Raw genomic sequence first — 21,430 nt, 5'->3', positions numbered from 1 at the left:
GTGATGACACCTCAGCATCCCGTTCGATGTCAGGGCCACGGTCAGTGTTAGTTTGCGCAGGCGTCACCGAATCAGCACGGGTGGGGAGAGCACATGGACACCACGCAGCGGACCGAGCAGCAGCGGTCCGCCGACCGCCGACGGCGCGAGCTGCTGGAGGCCGCCGACCGGGTGGTGCTGCGCGACGGCCCGCAGGCGTCGATGAACGCGATCGCGGCGGAAGCGGGTATCACGAAGCCGATCCTCTACCGGCACTTCGGCGACAAGGGCGGACTTTACGCGGCGCTCGCCAAGCGGCACACCGACGCGCTGCTCGACTCCCTGCGGGCGGCCCTCGACGCACCCGCCGACCGGCGCGAGCGGGTCGAGTCGACGCTGGACACCTACCTCGCCGCGATCGAGGCGCGGCCCCAGGTGTACCGGTTCCTGATGCACCCGGCGGAAGGCAGCACCGGGGGCGACCAGGGTTTCGACGTCGGCAAGCACAGCGCTCCGCTGCTCCGGCGGATGGGCGAGGAGCTGGCCCAGGTCATCGAGGAGCGGGTCGACCTGGGCCCGGAGAGTCAGCAGCTGGCCCGGGTCTGGGGGCACGGGATCGTCGGGATGATGCATGCCGCGGGTGACTGGTGGCTGGGCGAACGACCCTGCTCCCGGGCCGAGTTGGTGCGGTCCCTCGCCGATCTGCTGTGGGGTCGCCTTGCGGCTGCGGGCGACAGGATGGGGGGTCCGGGGTTCTGACGGCCCCCGCACCCCTCAGGCCGGTGTGCCCGCCCGGTTCCAGGACGCTCTGGAGACCTTTCTCATCAATTGGCGCTTCCGCCACCCCGTGAGGTGGTCCGCATACACGCGGCCCTCCAGGTGGTCGCACTCGTGTTGCAGGCATCGGGCAAAGAAGCCGGTGCCGTGGACGGTGACCGGGTCTCCCGTCATCGTGAGGCCCTCGACCACCGCGTGGTCGTAGCGCTCGGTTCCCGCCTCCAGGCCCGGCAGGGACAGGCAGCCCTCCGGACCCCGGATCACCACACCGTCGGCCTCGACCAGCCGTGGGTTCACCACATGGCCGAGGTGGCGGACGTCCTCGTCGTCGGGACAGTCGTACACGAACACCCGCAAACCGACCCCGATCTGGTTGGCTGCCAGGCCCACCCCCTGCGCCGCGTACATCGTGGCGAACAGGTCCTCCACGAGGGCCGCGAGGCCGGGGCCGAAGTCGGTGACGTCCCGGCAGGGCTCGCGCAGCGCCGCGTCGCCGAGCAGGGTGAGGGGCCGGACGCGCCCGTGGGCGCCCGGAATGGAACCGTGTCGCATGGCGGCAAGGGTACGGTTCGTTCAGCTCATGCCCGCCGCTCAGGGCCTGGACCGGGATTCGGGTGTGGGAATGGATCTCGATAGGCTGAGGTTCACACCACGTTGCCGGATGGCCCCAGGCGCGGCGCGTACGCAAGGAGGATCGAGAACTGATGGCAGGCAACTCGGACCCGCTCTCGCCGCGGGCCAAGCTGGCCGTGACCGCGGGCAAGGCGGTCGCTGCGGCATCGCGCGCCGCAGGACGCGGCAGCGGGTCGGTGATCGGTGGCCGGGTCGCGCTGAAACTCGACCCCGATCTGCTCGGGCGGCTCGCCCAGAACCTGGACGTCGTCCTGGTGTCGGCCACCAACGGCAAGACCACGACCACCCGGCTCATCGCGGAGGCGCTGCGCGCCGCGGGCCCGGTCGTGTCGAACGCGCTCGGCGCCAACATGCCGGCCGGTATCACCTCGGCGCTGGCGGGCGGCTCGGACGCGAAGTTCGGCGTCATCGAGGTGGACGAGAAGTACCTGGCCGGAGTGGCCCGGGACACCGCCCCCAAGTGCATCGCCCTGCTGAACCTCTCCCGGGACCAGCTGGACCGGGCCGCCGAGACCCGGATGCTCGCCGAGAACTGGCGGGAGGGCCTGGCCGGCTCCAAGGCAGTCGTCGTCGCCAACTGCGACGACCCGCTGGTGGTGTGGGCCGCGTCCTCCTCCGCGAATGTGATCTGGGTCGCTGCCGGGCAGATGTGGAAGGACGACGCCTGGTCCTGCCCGTCGTGCGGTGGCGTGATGCAGCGCCCCGGCGACGACTGGTTCTGCGGTGAGTGCGGCTTCCGCCGGCCCACGCCGACCTGGGCGCTGTCCGGGGACCACGTGCTGGACCCGCACGGGTCCGCCTGGCCGATCCACCTGCAGCTGCCGGGCCGTGCCAACAAGGCGAACGCCGCCTCCTCCGCGGCCGTCGCCGCCGTCTTCGGGGTGCCGCCGCAGGTCGCCCTGGAGCGGATGTACCAGGTGCAGGCGGTGGCCGGCCGGTACGACGTCGTCCAGTTCCAGAACCGCGACCTCAGACTGCTGCTGGCCAAGAACCCGGCCGGCTGGCTGGAGACGTTCTCCCTGATCGACCCGCCGCCCGCGCCGGTGATCCTGTCCGTGAACGCCCGCGGCGCCGACGGCACCGACACCTCCTGGCTGTGGGACGTCGACTACACCCGGCTGACCGGCCACCCGATCTTCGTCATCGGCGACCGGAAGCTGGACCTCGCCGTCCGTCTGGAGGTGGCGAACCAGCACTTCCAGGTCTGCGACAACCTCGACCAGGCCGTGCAGATGTGCCCGCCGGGCCGGATCGAGGTCATCGCGAACTACACCGCGTTCCAGGACCTGCGCCGCCGCGTCGGCAACTGATCTTCGAAGGGCGATCACCTCATGAGCGACAACCAACTGCGGCTGGTGTGGATCTACCCGGACCTGCTGAGCACCTACGGCGACCAGGGCAACGCGCTCGTCGTGGAGCGCCGGGCCCGGCAGCGCGGCCTGGACGTGGCCCGGCTGGACGTGCGCAGCGACCAGCCGATCCCGACCTCCGGCGACATCTACCTGATCGGCGGCGGCGAGGACCGTCCGCAGCGGCTCGCGGCCGAGCGGCTGCGCCGCGACGGGCACCTGCACCGGGCGGTGGAGAACGGCGCGATCGTCTTCTCGGTCTGCGCCGGCTACCAGATCCTCGGCCACGAGTTCATCAACGACCTCGGCCAGCGCGAGCCGGGCCTCGGCCTGCTCGACGTGGTGTCGGTGCGCGGCGAGGGCGAGCGGTGCGTCGGCGACGTGCTGGGCGACATCGACCCGCAGCTCGGCCTGCCCCAGCTGACCGGCTTCGAGAACCACCAGGGCGTCACCCACCTCGGCCCCACCGCCCGCCCCTTCGCCCGCGTGCAGATCGGCAAGGGCAACGGCACCGGGGACGGCACGGAGGGCGCGTACAACGGGACGGTCTTCGGCACGTACATGCACGGGCCGGTGCTCGCCCGTAACCCGCTGATCGCCGACCTGCTGCTGAAGCTGGCGCTGGACGTCAACGCGCTGCCGCCGATCGACGACCGCTGGTACGAGGCGCTCCGCAACGAGCGCATCGCGGCTGCGCAGCAGCCCGCGTAGACAACAGCTGCGCAGCAGCCCGCGTAACCCGTTCTTCAGCGGGATTTCAACGTGGTCCGGCAGACTTCCGGCGGGCCCGCCTGACGGTCCGTCCGCTCACATGTGCGGGCGCGTCCAGCAGGCGGACGCCCGCTACGGAGCCACCCCCTCACGCCGGTAGGGTGGCCGGGAATCCGCCGGACAACGTGGTCCGGTTACCCGGCCCACGTTGAGAAGGTATTCGGGCTATGCGCATTGGTGTCCTCACGTCCGGCGGCGACTGCCCCGGCCTGAACGCCGTCATCCGGTCCGTCGTGCACCGTGCCGTCGCCGACCACGGCGACGAGGTCATCGGTTTCCGGGACGGCTGGAAAGGCCTCCTGGAGTGCGACTACCTGAAGCTCGACCTCGACGCCGTCGGCGGCATCCTGGCCCGCGGCGGCACCATCCTCGGCTCCTCCCGGGTCCGCCCCGAGCACCTGCGGGACGGAGTGGAGCGGGCCAGGGGCCATGTCGCGGAACTCGGCCTGGACGCGATCATCCCGATCGGCGGCGAGGGCACGCTGAAGGCGGCCCGGCTGCTGTCGGACAACGGGCTGCCCATCGTGGGCGTGCCCAAGACCATCGACAACGACATCGCCGTCACCGATGTCACGTTCGGCTTCGACACCGCGGTGACCGTGGCGACCGAGGCCCTGGACCGGCTGAAGACCACCGCCGAGTCGCACCAGCGGGTGCTGATCGTGGAGGTCATGGGCCGGCACACCGGCTGGATCGCGCTGCACTCCGGCATGGCGGCCGGCGCGCACGCCATCGTCGTACCCGAGCGGCCCTTCGACATCGAGGAGTTGACCCGGAAGGTCGGCGAGCGGTTCGAGGCGGGCAAGCGGTTCGCCATCGTGGTCGCCGCGGAGGGGGCCAAGCCGCGGCCCGGCTCCATGGAGTTCGACGAGGGCGGCAAGGACATCTACGGCCACGAGCGGTTCGCCGGCATCGCCCGGCAGCTGTCGGTCGAGCTGGAGCAGCGGCTCGGCAAGGAGGCCCGGCCGGTGATCCTCGGGCATGTCCAGCGGGGCGGCACGCCGACCGCGTACGACCGGGTGCTGGCGACCCGTTTCGGCTGGCACGCGGTGGAGGCCGTGCACCGGGGCGAGTTCGGCAGGATGACGGCGCTGCGCGGGACGGACATCGTGATGGTGTCGCTGGCGGAAGCGGTGGAGACGCTGAAGACGGTGCCCACCGAGCGGTACGACGAGGCGGAGTGCGTCCTCTGACCCAGTGGTTCAGGTGAGAACGAACCGGCCCCGGTCACAGCGGTGACCGGGGCCGGTTCTACTCTTGGTGCGGACACAGACAGCTGTGGACAGATACCGCACAACCCCCACGCACCAGGAGCCGCCGGATGGATCACAGCGGACACGGCATGATGATGGATCTGCCGCCGTTCACGCTGGGGCGGGGTCTTCAGTGGTCGGCGGACCCGTTCTTCCTCGTGGCCTGCCTCGCCGGTCTGGCGCTCTACGGCTGGGGTGTCGTGCGGCTGCGGCGGCGCGGGGACGCGTGGCCGGTGTCGCGTACGGTGTCGTACGTCGTCGGCGTGCTCACGATCGCGCTGGTGATGTGCACCAAGCTGAACGACTACGGCATGGTCATGTTCAGCGTGCACATGGTGCAGCACATGGTGATCAGCATGCTGTCGCCGATCCTGATCCTGCTCGGCGCCCCGGTCACGCTGGCACTGCGGGCGCTGCCGGCGGCCGGCAAGGGCCGCAAGGGTCCGCGCGAGCTGCTGCTGATGCTGCTGCACAGCCGGTACATGCAGATCATCACGCACCCGGCGTTCACCATCCCGCTGTTCATCGCGAGCCTGTACGGCCTGTACTTCACCCCGCTGTTCGACTTCCTGATGGGCTCGAAGACCGGGCACGTCGCGATGATGGTGCACTTCCTCGCCGTCGGTGTCGTGTTCTTCTGGCCGATCATCGGGGTCGACCCGGGCCCGAACCGGCCCGGTCACCTGATGCGGATGCTGGAGCTGTTCGCCGGCATGCCGTTCCACGCGTTCTTCGGCATCGCGCTGATGATGGCGTCGACGCCGATGGTGGAGACCTTCCGGAACCCGCCGGCCTCGCTCGGCATCGAGGCGCTGTCCGACCAGAGCGCGGCGGGCGGTATCGCCTGGGCGTTCAGCGAGATCCCGTCGGTGCTGGTGCTGATCGCGCTGCTGTTCCAGTGGTACCGCTCCGAGCAGCGGCAGGCCAAGCGCAAGGACCGGGCCGCCGACCGGGACGGCGACAAGGAGCTGGAGGCGTACAACGCCTATCTGGCCTCGCTGAACGCGCGCGAGGGCTGAGCAGCCGTATCGTCCGGGCAGGCGCCGTATCCCGGGATCCGGGGCACCATGGTGAGGGACGGACCATGAGGAGGGTGTCGCGATGCCCGGTTCCACGAACGGTTCCACCAGGACGATGGGGGCGCTCACGGTCGGCGGGCTGGTCCTCGTGACCGCCTACACGGTCGCGCTCGGCAGCAACGGCTGGCTGTGGTTCGGATGGGTGGTGCTGGGGCTGCTGACCCTCACCCTGGTCGTCACCCAGTCCTGAGCCGCGCGGCCCGGGCGGGGCTGGCTACAGTGCCCGCATGAACAGCAGGACGCCCTCGTTCGACGAGCTGGACCGCCAGATCATCACCGCGCTCATGGCGAACGCCCGGACCAGCTTCGCCGAGATAGGAGCGGCGATCGGGCTGTCCGCCACGGCGGTCAAACGGCGGGTGGACCGGCTGCGCGAGACCGGGGTGATCACCGGGTTCACGGCGACCGTCAAGCCGTCCGCGCTGGGCTGGCGTACGGAGGCGTACGTCGAGGTGTACTGCGAGGGCGCGGCCCCGCCCCGGCGGCTGGCGGAGGTCGTCCGCAACCATCCGGAGATCGCGGCGGCGATGACGGTGACCGGCGGCGCCGACGCGCTGCTGCACGTGCGCGCCCGGGACGTGGAGCACTTCGAGGAGGTGCTGGAGCGGATCCGCGCCGAACCGTTCATCCGGAAGACGATCAGTGTGATGGTGCTGTCCCACCTGCTCCCGGAAAGCCCGGAAGCGGGCGCCACCCACGCGGCCCCCGAATGACAGCAGGAGCGCGCAGACAACGTGCGTGAAGCTGCGAGAAGACGCAGCGATGCTGCACATCTACGCAGCTTTTCTCGCTTGTCGTCCGTCTCCCTCCTTCCTACCGTGGTGTCACCCCTCAGTGACACACAGGAAAGCGGAGGAAACCCTCTGTGTCCGACCGTCGTGTGCCGCGTTCCCGGCGCTTTCTCGTCTGTGAACCCAGACACTTCGCCGTCCAGTACGCGATCAACCCCTGGATGCATCCCGACCGGCCCGTCGACGTGGACCTGGCCCAGGAGCAGTGGCAGTCGCTGATCCGCGCCTACCGGTCCCACGGCCACACCGTCGACGCCGTCGAGCCGGTCCCCGGCCTGCCGGACATGGTGTTCGCCGCGAACGCGGCGTTCGTCGTCGGCGGCCGGGTCTTCGGCTCCCTGTTCCACGCTCCGGAGCGCCGCCCGGAGTCGGAGCACTACGACACCTGGTTCAAGGCCGCCGGCTACGACGTCTACCGGCCCGAGTCGGTGACCGAGGGCGAGGGCGACCTGGTGTGGACGGGCCGGTACGTGCTCGCCGGCACCGGGTTCCGCACCACCCGCGAGGCGCACCGGGAGGCGCAGGAGTTCCTCGGCCACCCGGTGATCGGCCTGACCCTGGTGGACCCGTACTTCTACCACCTGGACACCGCCCTGTTCGTCCTCGACGACGACAACATCTGCTACTACCCGGAGGCGTTCTCGCCGGGCAGCCGGGAGGTCCTCAAGCGGCTGTACCCGGAGGCGGTGCTCGCCACCCGCGAGGACGCGATGGCGTTCGGCCTGAACTCCGTCTCCGACGGCCGGCACGTCTTCATCGCGCCCCGCGCCGAGGCGCTCGCCGAACGCCTCACCGACCACGGCTATGTCCCCGTCCCCGTCGACCTGTCCGAGTTCCACAAGGCCGGCGGCGGCATCAAGTGCTGCACCCAGGAGATCCGCTGATGACCGCACCCGCGCGCACGCGTACGTCCGACGACCTGATCCGCGCGGAGGAGCCGGTTCTCGCGCACAACTACCACCCGCTGCCCGTGGTCGTGGCCCGTGCCGAGGGCACCTGGGTGCAGGACGTCGAGGGCAACCGCTACCTCGACATGCTGGCCGGCTACTCGGCCCTCAACTTCGGCCACCGGCACCCGGCGCTCATCGAGGCGGCCCACCGCCAGCTCGACCAGCTGACGCTGACCTCCCGCGCCTTCCACAACGACCGGCTAGCGGAGTTCGCCGAGCGGCTGACGCAGCTGACCGGCCTGGACATGGTGCTGCCGATGAACACCGGCGCGGAGGCGGTGGAGAGCGGCATCAAGGTGGCCCGCAAGTGGGCGTACGACGTGAAGGGCGTGCCTGCCGGGCAGGCGACGATCGTGGTCGCGGCGGAGAACTTCCACGGCCGGACGACGACCATCGTCAGCTTCTCCACGGACGAGACGGCCCGCGCCGGCTTCGGCCCGTTCACACCCGGCTTCAAGGTCGTCCCGTACAACGACCTGGCGGCGCTGGAGGAGGCGGTCGACGACACCACGGCGGCGGTGCTGATCGAGCCCATCCAGGGCGAGGCCGGTGTGATCATCCCGGACGACGGCTATCTCGCCGGGGTGCGTGAGCTGACCCGCCGCAGGGGCTGCCTGTTCATCGCCGACGAGATCCAGTCGGGCCTCGGCCGCACCGGCCGTACCCTCGCCGTCGAGCACGAGGACGTCGTCCCCGACGTGCTGCTGCTCGGCAAGGCGCTGGGCGGCGGCATCGTGCCGGTGTCGGCGGTGGTGGCCCGGCGTGAGGTGCTGGGCGTGCTGCACCCGGGTGAGCACGGCTCGACGTTCGGCGGCAACCCGCTCGCGGCGGCGGTCGGCACGGCCGTGGTCGGGCTGCTGGAGACCGGCGAGTTCCAGCGCCGGGCGGCCGAGCTGGGCGTGCTCCTGCGGGACGGGCTGACCGATCTGGTGGGCAAGGGCGTGACCGGGTTCCGCTCGCGCGGGCTGTGGGCCGGCGTGGACGTCGACCCGGCGCTCGGCACCGGCCGCGAGATCAGTGAGCGTCTGATGCGCGAGGGCGTCCTGGCCAAGGACACCCATGGCTCCACGATCCGGCTGGCGCCGCCGCTGACCATCACGGCGGAGGAGCTGCGGTCCGCCCTGGCCGCGCTGGAGAAGGTGCTGGGCTGAGGGACGGGCGGGCGGGGGCCGGTGGCGGCACCGGCCCCCGCCCGCCGTGCCGTCACTTGCTGCCGAGGAGCTGCTTCATCTCCTTGATCTCGGCGTTCTGCGCGGTGACGATGTCGTCCGCCAGGGCCTTGGCGGCGCCGGAGCGGCCCTTCTCCTGCTCGGTGGTGGCCATCGCGACGGCGCCCTGGTGGTGTTCGGCCATCAGGGTCAGGAACCGGGTGTCGAAGTCCTTCCCGGTGGCCTTTTTCAGGGCCGTCATGTCGGCCTCGCTCATCATCCCGGACATGCCCGACATCCCGGTGTGGCCGGAGTGGTCCATGCCGGCCATGGGGACGTCCTCGCCCCAGGACGTCAGCCAGCCGGTCATGGTGCGGATCTCCGGGTCCTGCGCCTTCTCGATGCGCGAGGCGAGGTCCTTCACCTGGGCCGAGGCGGCCCGGCCTGCGGCCAGCTGCGCCATCTCCAGGGCCTGCTGGTGGTGCGGGATCATGCCCTGCGCGAAGGCGACGTCCTGCGCGTTGTGCGCGGCGGCCGACGCGCTCGGGGTGGCGGGGGTGCCGTGGGCGCCGCTGGCGCTGCCGTCGTCGCTGCTGCCGCAGGCGGTGAGAACTACGGCGCCGGTCAGGACAACCGTGGCGAGCGCGGCGCGGCGGGTCAGGGAACGGCGGGTCAGGGAACGGGGGGTCATGCGGGAACTCCTGCTGTTCTGGAGGGATTTCGGGCACGCGTGAGCACGACCGCGGCACCTGCGCTTCGGCAGGGCGGGCGGCCGGCGCGGCCTCTAGATCCGCAGGAGTTGGAGTTCGGCCAGGTCGGGCGGGGCCCGGGCGCTGTCCGGTGCCGTGGCCGGGGCCGAGCGCGGGCAGGTGGCCGGCGCGGCGGCGGCCACCGGGTCGGGAGCCGGCGCGGACAGCTGCGGGCCGCCGTCCAGCGCGCCCGAGGCACAACCGGGGTCGGCGTGATGCAGCCGGTGATCACCGCAGTGACCGGCGCCGCCCGGGCAGTCGTCCGGCGCGGTGACGGCGACCGACCCGTGCGCGGCCCGGGCGTGTCCGGCGTGCGCCATGCCCCCGCCGGGCGCCAGGGCGTGCATCCCGAGCAGCCCGGCCAGCAGGGCCAGCACGAGCAGCGCGCGGCGCCGCCGCAGGTGCGGTCGCGGGGCGTGCGCTCGGGTGCCGGTCATCGGGGACATCGTACGGTGACCGGGAGGGACCACCACGCAGGGCGCACCGGGCCTGCATGACCGGGGCCGCGGGCGGTTACAGATGACTCACACCGGCCGAAGCGGAGTGAGGGGCGAGCCGTGTTCTACTACCTGCTCAAGTACGTGGTCCTGGGTCCACTGCTCAGAGTGGTCTTCCGGCCCCGGATCGAAGGCCTGGAACATGTGCCCGCGTCGGGGCCGGCGATCGTCGCCGGGAACCACCTGTCGTTCTCCGACCACTTCCTGATGCCGGCGATTCTGAAACGTCGTATCACCTTCCTCGCCAAGGCGGAGTACTTCACCGGCCCGGGAGTGAAGGGCCGGCTCACCGCGTTCTTCTTCCGCAGCGCCGGGCAGATCCCGGTGGACCGCTCCGGCAAGGAGGCGGGGCAGGCCGCGATCCGAGAGGGCCTCGGGGTGCTGCGCAAGGGTGAACTGCTCGGCATCTACCCGGAGGGCACGCGTTCGCACGACGGCAGGCTGTACAAGGGCAAGGTCGGGGTCGCCGTGATGGCCCTCAAGGCGGGGGTCCCGGTGGTGCCGTGCGCGATGATCGGCACGTTCGAGGCCCAGCCGCCCGGGAAGATCGTCCCGAGGATCCGCCCCGTCACCATCCGCTTCGGCGAGCCCCTGGACTTCTCCCGCTATGCCGGCATGGAGCACGAGAAGACCGTGCTGCGGGCCGTCACCGACGAGATCGTGTACGCGATTCTGGCGCTGTCCGGCCAGGAGTACGTCGACGAGTACGCGGCCGTCGTCAAGGAGCGGCAGGCTGCGGAGCAGAACCTGAGGCGCAGGTTCCCGCGGGCGCCGCTCAGTTGACCTCTGCCGTCGGCAGAAGGAGGGCAGCGGGGCGGGGCCGGATGCCTAGGCTCGCCGTATGAAGACGGCTGTGGTGATCGGGGCGAGCGGGCAGATCGGGCGTCCGGTGGTGGAGGCGCTGGCGCGGGACGGCTGGGCGGTGACGGCCGCCTCACGCGGCGGCGGCCGGGACGCGGCGTGGGACGAGGGGGTGCGGACGGTCCGGCTGGACCGCGCCGACGACACGGCCCTGGCCGCGGTGGTGGGCGACGGCTGCGACCTGCTGGTCGACGTGGTCGCCTACGACGCCGGGCACGCGCGGCAGGTGACGCGGCTCGCGGACCGGATCGGCTCGGCGGTGGTGCTCTCCAGTGTGTCGGTGTACGAGGACGGCGCGGGGCGGGGCTTCGACACGATGGGCGAGCCGGACGGCTTCCCGGACTATCCGGTGCCGATTCCCGAGACACAGCCGACGGTTGCTCCCGGTGAGGCCACCTACAGCACCCGCAAGGCCGCGCTGGAGCGGGAACTGCTGGATTCCGGCGCCGGCGTGCCGGTCACGGTGCTGCGGGCGGGCGCGGTGCACGGGCCGCACAGCCCGCTGCCGCGCGAACTGTACTTCGTCAAGCGCAATCTGGACGGGCGGCGGAACCGGGTGCTGGCGTACCGGGGCGAGAGCCGGTTCCATCCGGCGAGTGCCCGGAACATCGCCGAGCTGGTGCGGCTGGCGGCGGCCCGGCCGGACTCCCGGGTGCTCAACGCCTGTGACGCGGACGCGCCGACGGTCGCCGTGATCGGCGCGGCGATCGACGCCGTGATGGGGGTGGCCACCCGGACCTCGTACCTCGACGGGCCGCCGGCCGGTTCCGTCGGCCGGACGCCGTGGTCGGTGCCGCGGCCGGCGGTGCTCGACATGTCCGCCGCCGGGCGGGAGCTGGGCTACCGGCCGGTGGTGTCGTACGCCGAGAGCCTGCCGGAGACGGTGGAGTGGCTGACCGGTGCGCTGCGCGGGCGGGACTGGCGGGTGGCCTTCCCGCTGCTCGCCCGGGTCTACCCGGACCTGTTCGACTATGCGGCGGAGGACGCCTGGCGCACCGCATAGCGGGCGCATGACAGAGGGGCGGCCGGAGAAGTCCGGCCGCCCCTCGTCACCGTGCCGGTGCGGTTACGGCTTGGGCGTGGCGTGCGGGGCGCAGGTCACGTCCTTGCCGTCCAGCGTGCCGTCGAGCAGGTAGGCGTCGACGCGCTGGTTGATGCAGGGGTTGACCAGGCCGGTCACGCCGTGGGAGCCCGCGTCCTTCTCGGTGATCAGGCGGGAGCCCTTGAAGCGCTTGTGCAGTTCGACGGCGCCGTCGTACGGGGTGGCGGCGTCCCGCGTGGACTGCACGATCAGGACCTTCGGCAGGCCCTTGTGGGTCGTGACGTCGACCGGGGTGTGCTGCTTGGCCGACCAGGTGGCACACGGGAGGTTCATCCAGGCGTTGGCCCAGGTCAGGAACGGGTAGGCCTTGTTGAGCCGGGTGTTGTCCCGGTCCCACTTCTGCCAGCTGGTGGGCCACTTGGCGTCGGCGCACTCGACGGCCGTGTAGACGGCGTTGCCGTTCTCCGCGGCGATGTTGCCCGCGGTGTCCGACAGGTCCGGGGCGGCCGCGTCGACCAGCGCCTGGGTGTCACCGGCGAAGTACTTGCTGAACACGGTGGCGACCGGCACCCACGAGGAGTCGTAGTACGGCGCGCCCTGGAAGAAGGAGATCAGCTCGGCCGGGCCGACGACCCCGCCGATCGGGTGCTTCTTCGCGGCGGCCCGCAGTTCGAGCCACTTGGCCTGGACGGCGGCGCGGGTGGTGCCGAGGTGGAAGGCGGCGTCGTTGGCGGCGACCCAGTCCTGCCAGTCCTTCCAGCGGCCCTCGAAGGCGACGTCCTGGTCCAGGTTGGCCTGGTACCAGATCTTCTCCCGCGAGGGGTTGACCACGCTGTCCACGATCATGCGGCGCAGGTGGCCCGGGAAGAGGGTGCCGTAGACGGCACCGAGGTAGGTGCCGTAGGAGACGCCGAGGTAGTTGAGCTTCTTCTCGCCCAGCGCGGCGCGGATGACGTCCAGGTCACGGGCGGTGTTCGGCGTGGTCATGTGCGGCAGCATGGCGCCGCTGCGCTCGGCGCAGCCGTCCGCGTACTCGCGGGCCAGCTTGCGCTGCGCGTTCTTGTCGGCCTGGCTGTCCGGCACCGGGTCCATCTTGGGCGCCTTGACGAACTCCTGCGGGTCGACGCAGGAGATGGGCGTCGAGTGACCGACGCCGCGCGGGTCGAAGCCGACGAAGTCGTAGGCCTTGGCGACGTTCGCCCAGATGGCGTTCTTGGTGGTGACCCGGCGCGGGAAGCGCAGACCGGAGCCGCCGGGACCGCCCGGGTTGTAGACGAGCGCGCCCTGGCGCTCCTTCTTGGTGCCGGTGTTGCCGATGCGGTCCACGGCGAGCTTGATCTGCTTGCCGTGGGGGTGGGCGTAGTCGAGCGGCACGCTGACCCAGCCGCACTGGATGGGCTTCTCCAGCCCCCAGTCGGCCGGGCAGTCGTGCCACTTGATGCCCGCCTTGGCGGCGCGGGCGGCGGCTACCGCCGCGCCCTTGGCCTCCCGGTCCGGCGCGGTGCGCCCGACGGCGCCGGCGGTGGGCGCCGACACCACGCCGGCGATCAGAGTGGCGGTGACGAGTGCTCCGGCGGAACCGAGTGCCAACAGGCGGCTCTTCGGTCTGTTCTCCCTCAAGTGGGCCCCTCCCCGTACCTCGCTGTGAGTGGTCAGGCGGGGATCCTCTCGGCTGTGAGGCCGCCGAGAACAGGGTTTGCCGGGCTTCTTTACCAATCCGATAACCGGATGATCATGTTCGTGCCGCAGGCCGTTTTTCGGACTCGGCTCGGCCGAGCCTGGTCAGCGCCGCGTCCAGGAGCCGCCGCAGGCGCAAGGCGTCCGGCGCGATGGCACTGACCAGGACCGCCGGGCCGGCCAGCGGGATCAGGGCCGCGCACTCCCCCAGGACCTGCGCCTCGACCGCGGACTCCGCGAACTCGGGGCACACCACGACGAGTTGGCCCACCGCACGGCACCCGGCCAGCACCGCCGGCCCGTCCCAGCCGCCCGGGGCGCCGGGGCCGCAGGACAGCTCCTGGTCCAGTACGGTGCGGCCCGCCACCCGCACGGTGAGCCGGCTGGTGAGCCGGCCGGGCTGCTCCCCGGTCCGCCCCAGCACCTGCTCCTCACGCAGCACGAGCCGGGCACCGGCGCCGAGTTCGGCCCGCGTGGTGACGCGCAGGTCGCTGCCGTCGGCGGAAATCAACTGCTCGGGCAGCCAGTGCAGTTCGGCCCCGTCGGCCACGTCGAGCCGGACGTCGTAGCGCGCTTCGCCCTTGGCCTGGCCCGGCAGGGCGAGGGTGGCGGCGGCCGATCCGACGTGCAGCCGGGCGCCCTCCTCCACCCGGGCGGACAGCGTGAAGCGGTCGCCGCCGAGCGGTCCGCTCATCGCGCCGACGACCATGACCTTCGTCCCGGGTCCGGTCGACCGGGTGCGGCGCAGCGCCAGCGGGCCCTCGCCGTCCAGGACGGGCAGGGCCGTACCGCCGCGGCCGTCGGCGCGGGCGACGATCCGGGCGCTCGCCCGGACCCCGGTGACGGTCACGCCGTCCACGCGGCGAGCAGCTCGCGGACCCACGCGGCCACGTCCGCTACCCCCCTCTCGCCGCGCAGCGACTGGAAGACGACGGGGAGTTCGGCCCGCTGAGCCTTGGCGTCGGCGGCCATCCGGGCCAGGTCGGAGCCGACGTACGGGGCGAGGTCGGTCTTGTTGACGACCAGCAGGTCGGCGGTGGTGACGCCGGGGCCGCCCTTGCGCGGGATGTCGTCGCCGCCGGCCACGTCGATGACGAAGATCTGGGCGTCGACGAGACCCTTGGAGAAGGTGGCGGTGAGGTTGTCTCCGCCGGACTCCACGAGGATCAGGTCGAGCGGGCCGACCGCGTCCTCCAGGTCCTCCACGGCTTCGAGGTTGGCGGAGATGTCGTCGCGGATCGCCGTGTGCGGGCAGGCGCCCGTCTCGACGGCGGTGATCCGCTCGGGCGGCAGCACGGCCTCCCGGAGCAGGAACTCGGCGTCCTCACGGGTGTAGATGTCGTTGGTGACGACCGCGAGGGACAGCTCGTCGCGCAGTGCCCGGCAGAGCGCGGCGACGGTGGCGGTCTTGCCGGACCCGACGGGGCCGCCGAGCCCGATGCGCAGGGCACGGCGGGTTCCGTCGGGACGGCTGGCGTCCGCGCTGACGGCGGCGGGGCCGGAGTGGGCGTGGTCGAGGTGCATGTACGGCTCCTTGTGCGCGTGGCCCGGTGCGGGCGAGGACCACTGTTCTTCCGGGGAAGTGGGTTCGGCGGGTGGGCGGGGTCAGGACGCGAACAGCCGCACGGGCCAGGCGGCGTGCGCCTCGGCCATGACCTCCAGCAGCGGCGCCGAGGCCGCCGGCAAGGCGTCGGCGCCCTCGTCGGCCACCCTGTGCGCCGCCTCCACCGCGGCGTCCGCGACACGGTCCAGTTCGGGGGCCAGCCGGGCGAGAACCCCGGTCGCGTCGAACGGGTCGAGGCTCAGCAGCCGCACGGTGGCCGTCGCCGGTCCGCTGACGCTCTCGTACGCCGCGCAGTGCGCCGCGTCCTCGGGCCCGAGTCCGGCCGCGCGGGCGGCGAGGCCGAGCACCACCGGCTGATGGGCTCCCTTGGTGAACTGCCGGGCCACCGCGTCGAGTTCGGCAGACGGCCAGGTCGCCCGGGCGGCCCGCAGCAGCTGCCGGCCGAGGCGCCGCGCGGCGGCCCGCAGGGCCGGGGACGGGGTGCGGGCGTCGGCCGCAGCGTCCAGCTCGGCGGGGTCGGCGCCGAGCACGGCCGCCGCCGCGAGGGCCCCCGCGACGAGCCCGGCGGTGTGCAGCCGGCCCCGGCAGAAGTTTTCCAGGCTCGCGGCGTCGGTGATGCGGCCGGCCTTGACGGCGGCCTCCGCCCCGCCGGAGTGCGCGTGCCCTCCGGCGGGGAAGCGGCCGTCGGCCAGGACGAGGAGTGCTGCCCGTGACATCACGCCGCCATCAGAAGAGGAAGTAGCGCTGGGCCATGGGCAGTTCGGCGGCCGGCGCGGCCTCGACCAGTTCGCCGTCGATGTGCACGGCGAAGCTGTCGGGGTCGACGCGGACGTCCGGCAGGGCGTCGTTCTCCCGCATGTCCGCCTTGGTGACCGCGCGCGTGGACTCGATCGCCGCGAACCGCTTGCCGAGTTCCAGCCGCTCCGGCAGCCCGTCCTCGATCGCCAGGCCGGCCACGAAGTTGACGGAGTTGGCGGCCGGGGCCCGGCCGATCGCGCCGTACATCGGGCGGGGCAGGATCGGCTGCGGGGTGGGGATGGAGGCGTTGGCGTCGCCCATCTGCGCGTACGCGATCTGTCCGCCCTTGATGACGAGGAGCGGCTTGACCCCGAAGAACGCGGGCTCCCAGAGCACCAGGTCGGCGAGCTTGCCGGTCTCGACGGAGCCGATCTCTGCGGCGAGGCCCTGGGCGAGTGCCGGGTTGATCGTGTACTTGGCGACATAGCGCCGTACCCGGTGGTTGTCGGCGCGGCCGTCGCCGGGCAGCGCGCCCCGCCGGCGCTTCATGACGTGCGCGGTCTGCCAGGTCCGCAGGACGACCTCGCCCACCCGTCCCATGGCCTGGGAGTCGGAGGAGATGATCGAGATCGCGCCGAGGTCGTGGAGGATGTCCTCCGCGCCGATGGTGGACGGCCGGATCCGGGACTCGGCGAAGGCGAGGTCCTCGGGGACGGCGGGGTTGAGGTGGTGGCACACCATCAGCATGTCGAGGTGTTCCTCGGTCGTGTTGACGGTGAAGGGTCGGGTCGGGTTGGTGGAGCTGGGCAGCACGTTCGGCTGCGAGACGACCGTCATGATGTCGGGGGCGTGGCCGCCGCCGGCGCCCTCGGTGTGGTACGAGTGGATGCCCCGGCCCGCGATCGCGGCGAGGGTGTCGCCGACGAAGCCCGCTTCGTTCAGGGTGTCGGTGTGGATGGCGACCTGGATGCCGGTGCGGTCGGCGACCGTGAGCGCGGCGTCGATGACGGCCGGCGTGGAGCCCCAGTCCTCGTGCAGTTTCAGGCCGACGGCGCCGCCGCGGATCTGGGAGAGCATCGCCTCGTGGCTGACGGTGTTGCCCTTGCCGAGGAAGCCGACGTTGACCGGGTAGGCCTCCATCGCCTCCAGCATCCGGGCCAGGTGCCAGGGGCCGGGGGTGACGGTGGTGGCCTTGGAGCCCTCGGCCGGGCCGGTGCCGCCGCCGACCAGGGTGGTGATGCCGGAGGACAGCGCCTCGTCGGCGACCTGGGGGCAGATGAAGTGCACGTGCGCGTCGATGGCGCCGGCGGTGAGGATCCGCCCGTTGCCCGCGATGATCTCGGTCTCGGGGCCGATGACGAGGTCCGGGTGGACGCCGTCCATGGTGTCCGGGTTGCCCGCCTTGCCGAGGGCGGTGATCCGGCCGTCGCGGATGCCGACGTCGGCCTTGACGATGCCCCAGTGGTCGACGACGACGGCGCCGGTGATCACGGTGTCGGGGGTGCCCTCGGCGCGGGTCGCGCGGGACTGGCCCATGGACTCGCGGATGACCTTGCCGCCGCCGAAGACCGCCTCGTCGCCGGAGCCGCCGGGACCGCCGGAGCGGTCCTCCTCGATCTCGATCAGCAGGTCGGTGTCGGCGAGCCGGATCCGGTCGCCGGTGGTGGGGCCGAACAGGTCGGCGTAGGCGGCGCGGGAGATCTCAGGCATCGAGGGCACCTCCGGTCTGCCCGCGCAGTCCCGGCACGATCCGGGCGCCGGCCAGCGGGACGAGCTCGATCTCCACGGGGATCCCCGGCTCGAAGCGGACGGCCGTACCCGCGGCGACGTTCAGCCGCTTGCCGCGGGCGGCGGCGCGGTCGAACTCCAGGCCCGGGTTGGCCTCGGCGAAGTGGTAGTGGGAGCCGACCTGGACCGGCCGGTCGGCGGCGTTGAGGACGGTCAGCCGGGTGACCTCGCGGCGCGCGTTGCAGACGACGGGGTCGTCCGCGAACAGGATCTCTCCGGGAATCATCGCGGCCCCCTCAGATGATCGGCTCGTGGACGGTGACGAGCTTGGTGCCGTCCGGGAAGGTGGCCTCGACCTGGACGTCGTGGATCATCTCCGGGACACCGTCCATGACGTCGTCCCTGGTGAGGATCTTGCGGCCGGAGGACATCAGTTCGGCGACGGTGCGGCCGTCGCGCGCGCCCTCCAGGATGTGCGACGTGATGAGGGCGACCGCTTCCGGGTGGTTGAGCTTGAGCCCGCGGGCCCTGCGCTTCTCGGCCACGTCGGCCGCCACGTGGATCAGCAGCCTCTCTTGCTCGTGCGGGGTCAGTTGCACGTCCCACCTCACAGTCCTTGCTCCGGACCGTGCGGGGTCCGGTTGCCGCAGCCACCACGACGGGGACAGGTGTAACACACAGACAAATCCCCGGATCTTCGTCAATCCGGGCAGAGAAACCCCTGGTGGCGTGGATCGGCAGGCTAGAGCGCCGGAGTTTCAACGACGTTAACCAGACCTTGATCGGCCCATGACCGGTCGATGGGTTCCGCCGGAGACGGGGCGGCTCAGGACGCGCCGGGCCGGCGGTGCTCCGCCGCGATCCCGAAGCGCTGCTGGTCGCGGGGTACGGAACCGGCCTCGTGGACGCGGGACACCGAGCTGATGACCTGCTCCTCGGCCGGCTCGTCCAGCGCGTCGAGCCGTTCCAGGTCGGCGGCCGAGACCAACGCGACCAGCGGCTTGCCGTGCCGGGTCACGACGACGCGCTCACCGCCGTACACGACGCGGTTGATCAGGTCGGCGAGTTCAGCCCTGGCTTGCGTCACCGGAATCTCGTAGGCCATACCCCCATCATAACGTCACGTACGTCCTGTACATTTTTTACAGAAGTCGAGCCCTCCGGGGCTTCGTCATGAGGAGGGGTATGTCCATGCACCGACCGGCCGCCCGCCATGTGCTGCCCGAGTTCAGCGAGCGCACCGGGAACGCCGTCCGCACGCTCGATCCGTACGCGAAGCTCTTCGAGGACCGGATCGTCTTCCTCGGCACACCGGTGGACAACGCGGCGGCGAGCGATGTGACCGCGCAGCTGATGTACCTGGAACACGCGGCGCCCGACCGGGACATCACGCTGTACGTGAACTCGCCGGGCGGCTCCTTCGACGCCATGGCGGCGATCTACGACACGATGCAGTACGTCAGCTGTGACGTGGCGACCTACTGCCTGGGCCGGGCCGACGCCTCGGCCGCGGTGCTGCTCGCGGCCGGCGCCCCGGGCAAACGGTTCGCGCTGCCCGGCGCCCGTATGGTGATCGAGCAGCCCGGGCTGCCGGAGCCGGTGCGCGGCCAGCCCAGCGACCTGCTCATCCAGGCCGGGGAGTTGGTCCGCATCCGGGCGACGCTGGAGCGGATGCTCGTCCGGCACACGGGGCGCACGGCCGAGCAGGTCCACGAGGACCTCGATCGTGACCTGATCCTGGACGCCGCCGGGGCCGTCGCCTACGGCCTGGTGGACGGCATCGTGCCCGGCCGCCGGAACACGCCCGGCGCACCGGACGCGAGGTGAGCCGCCCGTGCTGCCGGACCTTCCGCCACTGCCCGCGCTGACCCGGGCCGAGGGCGAGTTGATCGACCGTTACCTGGAGGCCGTCGACCTGCTGGGCCGTATCAACCCGGCCCGGCCCGGGGACACCTACCGCGGGCTGCGTGCGGCCCAGGCCCTGGTGCGCAAGGCGGCAGAGCTGCGGGACGCGCTCGCGCTGATGCACCAGCGGGGCGAGACGGAGCTGCACGGGGACACGCTGGCACGGGCGTTGCGGGTACTGGACGGTGAGCGCCGGGCCGCTCGCGTCGCGCTCCCGCCGGACGGCGTCGGCTGAGGCGGACACCCGTCCGGCCCGGGGGATCCCGGGTGTCGACGCGCGCCGTTCGGACGGGAGATGAAACGCCCCGAACGACGTACCGCCGACCGGTGGACATGCTGATCGTTTTCCGGGCCTCCCGAGTTGCGCGGCGCGCGGATCCATGCGCCGCCGGGAGGCGCTTCGTCCCAGGTCGCGGGCTACGCCCGGGACTTGACGGAGGCTCGAACAGAGCAGTGTCCACCCGAACGGGTGAGTGGTGAGTAACGCCACAAATCCCCGATTCCATTGGGATTTTCAGACAGTAGTGAGTCAAGATCCCTGACTGACGACAAGCCCCCGCCACCGCGGCGGGGCGGTCCGGGCGGACGCCGAGTCCTGCCGCCGCCCGGATGACCGGTCGACAGGAGTGGATCGGCAGGAGTGGAGGACCCAAGCAAGACGGGTCGCCGGACCGGATGTGCGTCTGTTCCACACGGACGGGCGTCAGGCTCCGAGCAGCCCTTGGGGTGAAGCCGCGGCAACGCGGCCGGGCAACTTCGCCAGCCCGAATCCGACAGGTCATCCTTCACAGGCGGCTGACGAAGGGTTGCGCATGACTGCGCTCAATCGTGTCCCGTCGCTGATGGCCCGGGCCGGCACGGCCTCGGCCCTCACCCTCGCCGCCGTGGGCGGCTCGATCGCGGTGCCCGGTCTCGCGACCGACGCATCCGCCGCGACCATGGCGACGAAAGCACTCAAGGTCGCGGCCTCCAAGAAGGGCGCCCCCTACTCGTGGGGAGCGACCGGACCGCGCAGGTTCGACTGCTCGGGGCTGACGCTCTACTCCTACAAGAAGGCCGGCAAGAAGCTGCCGCGCACCGCCGCCCAGCAGTACAACAAGACGCACCACATCTCCGCCAGAAGCCGCAAGGCGGGCGACCTGGTCTTCTTCCACTCGGGTTCGTACGTCTACCACGTGGGCATCTACGCCGGCCACGGCAAGATCTGGCACGCCCCCAAGACCGGGGACGTGGTGAAGCTCCAGAAGATCTGGACGAAGAGCGTCTGGTACGGCCGGGTCAGCTGACCCGCCGTCAGGCCAGGAGCGGCTCCAGCAGCAGGGCCGCTCCCAGCGCCGTCAGCGCCACCCCGGTGCCCGCCTGAAGCCCACGGGCGGCCCGGGGCCGGCGGAGCCGGCTGCCGAGCCGCTCCACCAGCAGGGCGACCAGCTGGAACCAGGCCAGCGCCAGCGCGCAGACGATCAGCGCGAGCAGCAGGGTCCGGGGCAGGGCGGGGCTGCCCGCGGGCACGAACTGCGGCAGCAGGCTCAGGAAGGTCAGCGAGGCCTTCGGATTGAGCACGTTGGTGACGAACCCCTGCCGGAGCGGGTGGGCGGCTCCGGCCGCGGTCTCCTCGAGGGCCCGGGGGGACCGCCGCAGCGTCCACAGGGCGCGCACTCCGAGGTGCAGCACATAGGCGCCGCCGAGCAGCTGCAGCCCCCGGAACAGCGCGGGTACGGCGACCAGGACGGCCGCGACGCCGGCCACCGCCAGCGTGGTGTGCACCAGGAGCCCGCCGGCGATACCGAGCCCGCAGACCGCTCCGGCCCGGCGCGAGACGAGTGCGTTGCGTACGACCACGGCGAAGTCCGCGCCCGGCATGGCGACCAGGCCGGCGGCGATCCCGGTGAAGGCGATGAGCTGTCCGTCCATGCCGCCCAGCCTGCCCCGGCAGAGCCTT

26 protein-coding genes and 1 riboswitch are annotated in these 21,430 nt (G+C 71.8%); of the genes, 14 read left to right on the top strand and 12 right to left on the bottom strand.

From position 1 onward, the window contains the following. Window positions 1–93 precede the first annotated feature (93 nt). Window positions 94–738: a TetR family transcriptional regulator gene (locus ACIP4Y_RS11615; protein ID WP_401391073.1), complete on the top strand. Its 645-nt coding sequence runs from the start codon at window positions 94–96 to the stop codon at window positions 736–738. Window positions 739–753: 15 nt separating this feature from the next. On the opposite strand, the gene def is transcribed toward ACIP4Y_RS11615, so the two are convergent. Beyond that, the gene (def, locus tag ACIP4Y_RS11610) at window positions 754–1,308 is read right to left on the bottom strand and encodes a peptide deformylase (protein WP_358644394.1); all 555 of its coding nucleotides are present in this window, start codon (window positions 1,306–1,308) and stop codon (window positions 754–756) included. Between the two features lie 152 nt (window positions 1,309–1,460). Here def and ACIP4Y_RS11605 point away from each other — a divergent pair, with 152 nt between their 5' ends. The 8 genes from ACIP4Y_RS11605 (at window position 1,461) to rocD (ending at window position 8,733) form a co-directional block, all read left to right on the top strand. Continuing rightward, window positions 1,461–2,699 (top strand): MurT ligase domain-containing protein, encoded by a 1,239-nt coding sequence (locus ACIP4Y_RS11605; RefSeq protein ID WP_358644392.1) that lies wholly within the window; start codon window positions 1,461–1,463, stop codon window positions 2,697–2,699. Between the two features lie 21 nt (window positions 2,700–2,720). After that, on the top strand, window positions 2,721–3,449 hold the full coding sequence (locus ACIP4Y_RS11600) for a type 1 glutamine amidotransferase (RefSeq protein ID WP_208030933.1): 729 nt from the start codon (window positions 2,721–2,723) through the stop codon (window positions 3,447–3,449). 227 nt (window positions 3,450–3,676) lie between these two features. After that, complete coding sequence (locus tag ACIP4Y_RS11595) at window positions 3,677–4,702, top strand: 6-phosphofructokinase (RefSeq protein WP_358644390.1); 1,026 nt, start codon at window positions 3,677–3,679, stop codon at window positions 4,700–4,702. A 128-nt stretch (window positions 4,703–4,830) separates the two neighbouring features. Continuing rightward, entirely contained in the window at window positions 4,831–5,781 is a 951-nt protein-coding gene (locus ACIP4Y_RS11590; protein ID WP_401391068.1) for a cytochrome c oxidase assembly protein, read from the top strand. Window positions 5,782–5,863: 82 nt separating this feature from the next. Then, complete coding sequence (locus ACIP4Y_RS11585; protein WP_358644387.1) at window positions 5,864–6,031, top strand: hypothetical protein; 168 nt, start codon at window positions 5,864–5,866, stop codon at window positions 6,029–6,031. Between the two features lie 37 nt (window positions 6,032–6,068). Beyond that, window positions 6,069–6,554: an Lrp/AsnC family transcriptional regulator gene (locus ACIP4Y_RS11580; protein ID WP_208030937.1), complete on the top strand. Its 486-nt coding sequence runs from the start codon at window positions 6,069–6,071 to the stop codon at window positions 6,552–6,554. 152 nt (window positions 6,555–6,706) lie between these two features. After that, window positions 6,707–7,516 (top strand): dimethylargininase, encoded by an 810-nt coding sequence (ddaH, locus tag ACIP4Y_RS11575; RefSeq protein ID WP_401391063.1) that lies wholly within the window; start codon window positions 6,707–6,709, stop codon window positions 7,514–7,516. Further along, on the top strand, window positions 7,516–8,733 hold the full coding sequence (gene rocD / locus ACIP4Y_RS11570) for an ornithine--oxo-acid transaminase (protein ID WP_401391061.1): 1,218 nt from the start codon (window positions 7,516–7,518) through the stop codon (window positions 8,731–8,733). Before ddaH ends, rocD begins: the two co-directional genes overlap by 1 nt. A 52-nt stretch (window positions 8,734–8,785) precedes the next feature. Here the strand turns inward: rocD and ACIP4Y_RS11565 are convergent, their stop codons facing one another. Both ACIP4Y_RS11565 and ACIP4Y_RS11560 read right to left on the bottom strand, forming a co-directional pair. Then, window positions 8,786–9,421: a DUF305 domain-containing protein gene (locus ACIP4Y_RS11565; RefSeq protein ID WP_401391058.1), complete on the bottom strand. Its 636-nt coding sequence runs from the start codon at window positions 9,419–9,421 to the stop codon at window positions 8,786–8,788. A 93-nt stretch (window positions 9,422–9,514) separates the two neighbouring features. Then, the gene (locus ACIP4Y_RS11560) at window positions 9,515–9,916 is read right to left on the bottom strand and encodes a DUF6153 family protein (RefSeq protein WP_401391057.1); all 402 of its coding nucleotides are present in this window, start codon (window positions 9,914–9,916) and stop codon (window positions 9,515–9,517) included. A 120-nt stretch (window positions 9,917–10,036) separates the two neighbouring features. Between ACIP4Y_RS11560 and ACIP4Y_RS11555 the strand changes: the two genes are divergently transcribed. Together ACIP4Y_RS11555 and ACIP4Y_RS11550 are read left to right on the top strand one after the other, a co-directional pair. Then, complete coding sequence (locus tag ACIP4Y_RS11555) at window positions 10,037–10,759, top strand: lysophospholipid acyltransferase family protein (RefSeq protein ID WP_358643778.1); 723 nt, start codon at window positions 10,037–10,039, stop codon at window positions 10,757–10,759. Between the two features lie 70 nt (window positions 10,760–10,829). Then, complete coding sequence (locus tag ACIP4Y_RS11550) at window positions 10,830–11,840, top strand: NAD-dependent epimerase/dehydratase family protein (RefSeq protein WP_401392486.1); 1,011 nt, start codon at window positions 10,830–10,832, stop codon at window positions 11,838–11,840. Window positions 11,841–11,903: 63 nt separating this feature from the next. Here ACIP4Y_RS11550 and ACIP4Y_RS11545 read toward each other — a convergent pair whose 3' ends face one another. The 8 genes from ACIP4Y_RS11545 to ACIP4Y_RS11510 all read right to left on the bottom strand — a co-directional run bounded on the left by ACIP4Y_RS11545 (window position 11,904) and on the right by ACIP4Y_RS11510 (window position 18,691). Then, a complete protein-coding gene (locus tag ACIP4Y_RS11545) occupies window positions 11,904–13,499 on the bottom strand; it encodes an alpha/beta hydrolase (protein ID WP_401391054.1) in 1,596 nt (531 codons plus the stop codon). 112 nt (window positions 13,500–13,611) lie between these two features. Then, entirely contained in the window at window positions 13,612–14,415 is an 804-nt protein-coding gene (locus ACIP4Y_RS11540) for an urease accessory protein UreD (RefSeq protein ID WP_401391052.1), read from the bottom strand. Further along, window positions 14,403–15,080, bottom strand: a complete 678-nt coding sequence (gene ureG / locus ACIP4Y_RS11535; protein ID WP_401391049.1) for an urease accessory protein UreG — start codon at window positions 15,078–15,080, stop codon at window positions 14,403–14,405. The genes ACIP4Y_RS11540 and ureG overlap by 13 nt, the downstream gene beginning before the upstream one ends. Before the next feature lie 81 nt (window positions 15,081–15,161). Continuing rightward, complete coding sequence (locus ACIP4Y_RS11530) at window positions 15,162–15,836, bottom strand: urease accessory protein UreF (protein WP_401391046.1); 675 nt, start codon at window positions 15,834–15,836, stop codon at window positions 15,162–15,164. A gap of 10 nt (window positions 15,837–15,846) precedes the next feature. Further along, window positions 15,847–17,568, bottom strand: coding sequence for an urease subunit alpha (locus tag ACIP4Y_RS11525; protein ID WP_401391043.1), 1,722 nt, complete (start codon window positions 17,566–17,568; stop codon window positions 15,847–15,849). Next, on the bottom strand, window positions 17,561–17,872 hold the full coding sequence (locus ACIP4Y_RS11520) for an urease subunit beta (RefSeq protein ID WP_401391040.1): 312 nt from the start codon (window positions 17,870–17,872) through the stop codon (window positions 17,561–17,563). The genes ACIP4Y_RS11525 and ACIP4Y_RS11520 overlap by 8 nt, the downstream gene beginning before the upstream one ends. 10 nt (window positions 17,873–17,882) lie before the next feature. Next, on the bottom strand, window positions 17,883–18,185 hold the full coding sequence (locus tag ACIP4Y_RS11515; RefSeq protein WP_208030953.1) for an urease subunit gamma: 303 nt from the start codon (window positions 18,183–18,185) through the stop codon (window positions 17,883–17,885). Window positions 18,186–18,412: 227 nt separating this feature from the next. Next, the gene (locus ACIP4Y_RS11510; RefSeq protein WP_401391036.1) at window positions 18,413–18,691 is read right to left on the bottom strand and encodes a type II toxin-antitoxin system Phd/YefM family antitoxin; all 279 of its coding nucleotides are present in this window, start codon (window positions 18,689–18,691) and stop codon (window positions 18,413–18,415) included. An 86-nt stretch (window positions 18,692–18,777) separates the two neighbouring features. On the opposite strand from ACIP4Y_RS11510, the gene ACIP4Y_RS11505 reads away from it, so the two are divergent. The 3 genes from ACIP4Y_RS11505 (at window position 18,778) to ACIP4Y_RS11495 (ending at window position 20,777) form a co-directional block, all read left to right on the top strand. Next, window positions 18,778–19,413, top strand: coding sequence for an ATP-dependent Clp protease proteolytic subunit (locus ACIP4Y_RS11505; protein WP_358643930.1), 636 nt, complete (start codon window positions 18,778–18,780; stop codon window positions 19,411–19,413). Window positions 19,414–19,420: 7 nt separating this feature from the next. Continuing rightward, window positions 19,421–19,726 (top strand): hypothetical protein, encoded by a 306-nt coding sequence (locus ACIP4Y_RS11500; protein WP_014671287.1) that lies wholly within the window; start codon window positions 19,421–19,423, stop codon window positions 19,724–19,726. Window positions 19,727–20,067: 341 nt separating this feature from the next. Then, window positions 20,068–20,300, top strand: a riboswitch (cyclic di-AMP (ydaO/yuaA leader). 3 nt (window positions 20,301–20,303) lie between these two features. Further along, window positions 20,304–20,777, top strand: a complete 474-nt coding sequence (locus ACIP4Y_RS11495) for a C40 family peptidase (protein ID WP_401391032.1) — start codon at window positions 20,304–20,306, stop codon at window positions 20,775–20,777. Between the two features lie 7 nt (window positions 20,778–20,784). On the opposite strand, the gene ACIP4Y_RS11490 is transcribed toward ACIP4Y_RS11495, so the two are convergent. Further along, window positions 20,785–21,402, bottom strand: a complete 618-nt coding sequence (locus ACIP4Y_RS11490; protein WP_358643796.1) for a LysE family translocator — start codon at window positions 21,400–21,402, stop codon at window positions 20,785–20,787. Window positions 21,403–21,430: the final 28 nt, after the last annotated feature.

Origin of the sequence: Streptomyces sp. NPDC088810 (assembly GCF_044750305.1) — a bacterium.
In the GTDB taxonomy this organism is placed as follows: Bacteria; Actinomycetota; Actinomycetes; order Streptomycetales; family Streptomycetaceae; genus Streptomyces.
The sequence above is the reverse complement of the archived record's forward strand: the minus strand, read 5'-3'. Positions and strand labels throughout refer to the sequence as shown.

What these genes read in the sequence shown, in the direction of transcription:
- ACIP4Y_RS11605 (WP_358644392.1), top strand. Translation starts at nt 1,461, where the DNA reads ATGGCAGGCAACTCGGACCCGCTCTCGCCGCGGGCCAAGCTGGCCGTG.
- ACIP4Y_RS11495 (WP_401391032.1), top strand. Translation starts at nt 20,304, where the DNA reads ATGACTGCGCTCAATCGTGTCCCGTCGCTGATGGCCCGGGCCGGCACG.
- ACIP4Y_RS11590 (WP_401391068.1), top strand. Translation starts at nt 4,831, where the DNA reads ATGGATCACAGCGGACACGGCATGATGATGGATCTGCCGCCGTTCACG.
- ACIP4Y_RS11520 (WP_401391040.1), bottom strand. Translation starts at nt 17,872, where the DNA reads ATGATTCCCGGAGAGATCCTGTTCGCGGACGACCCCGTCGTCTGCAAC.
- ACIP4Y_RS11595 (WP_358644390.1), top strand. Translation starts at nt 3,677, where the DNA reads ATGCGCATTGGTGTCCTCACGTCCGGCGGCGACTGCCCCGGCCTGAAC.
- ACIP4Y_RS11505 (WP_358643930.1), top strand. Translation starts at nt 18,778, where the DNA reads ATGCACCGACCGGCCGCCCGCCATGTGCTGCCCGAGTTCAGCGAGCGC.
- ACIP4Y_RS11565 (WP_401391058.1), bottom strand. Translation starts at nt 9,421, where the DNA reads ATGACCCCCCGTTCCCTGACCCGCCGTTCCCTGACCCGCCGCGCCGCG.
- ACIP4Y_RS11525 (WP_401391043.1), bottom strand. Translation starts at nt 17,568, where the DNA reads ATGCCTGAGATCTCCCGCGCCGCCTACGCCGACCTGTTCGGCCCCACC.
- ACIP4Y_RS11560 (WP_401391057.1), bottom strand. Translation starts at nt 9,916, where the DNA reads ATGACCGGCACCCGAGCGCACGCCCCGCGACCGCACCTGCGGCGGCGC.
- ureG (WP_401391049.1), bottom strand. Translation starts at nt 15,080, where the DNA reads ATGCACCTCGACCACGCCCACTCCGGCCCCGCCGCCGTCAGCGCGGAC.
- ACIP4Y_RS11615 (WP_401391073.1), top strand. Translation starts at nt 94, where the DNA reads ATGGACACCACGCAGCGGACCGAGCAGCAGCGGTCCGCCGACCGCCGA.
- ACIP4Y_RS11490 (WP_358643796.1), bottom strand. Translation starts at nt 21,402, where the DNA reads ATGGACGGACAGCTCATCGCCTTCACCGGGATCGCCGCCGGCCTGGTC.
- ACIP4Y_RS11510 (WP_401391036.1), bottom strand. Translation starts at nt 18,691, where the DNA reads ATGGCCTACGAGATTCCGGTGACGCAAGCCAGGGCTGAACTCGCCGAC.
- ACIP4Y_RS11580 (WP_208030937.1), top strand. Translation starts at nt 6,069, where the DNA reads ATGAACAGCAGGACGCCCTCGTTCGACGAGCTGGACCGCCAGATCATC.
- ACIP4Y_RS11600 (WP_208030933.1), top strand. Translation starts at nt 2,721, where the DNA reads ATGAGCGACAACCAACTGCGGCTGGTGTGGATCTACCCGGACCTGCTG.
- rocD (WP_401391061.1), top strand. Translation starts at nt 7,516, where the DNA reads ATGACCGCACCCGCGCGCACGCGTACGTCCGACGACCTGATCCGCGCG.
- ACIP4Y_RS11585 (WP_358644387.1), top strand. Translation starts at nt 5,864, where the DNA reads ATGCCCGGTTCCACGAACGGTTCCACCAGGACGATGGGGGCGCTCACG.
- def (WP_358644394.1), bottom strand. Translation starts at nt 1,308, where the DNA reads ATGCGACACGGTTCCATTCCGGGCGCCCACGGGCGCGTCCGGCCCCTC.
- ACIP4Y_RS11530 (WP_401391046.1), bottom strand. Translation starts at nt 15,836, where the DNA reads ATGTCACGGGCAGCACTCCTCGTCCTGGCCGACGGCCGCTTCCCCGCC.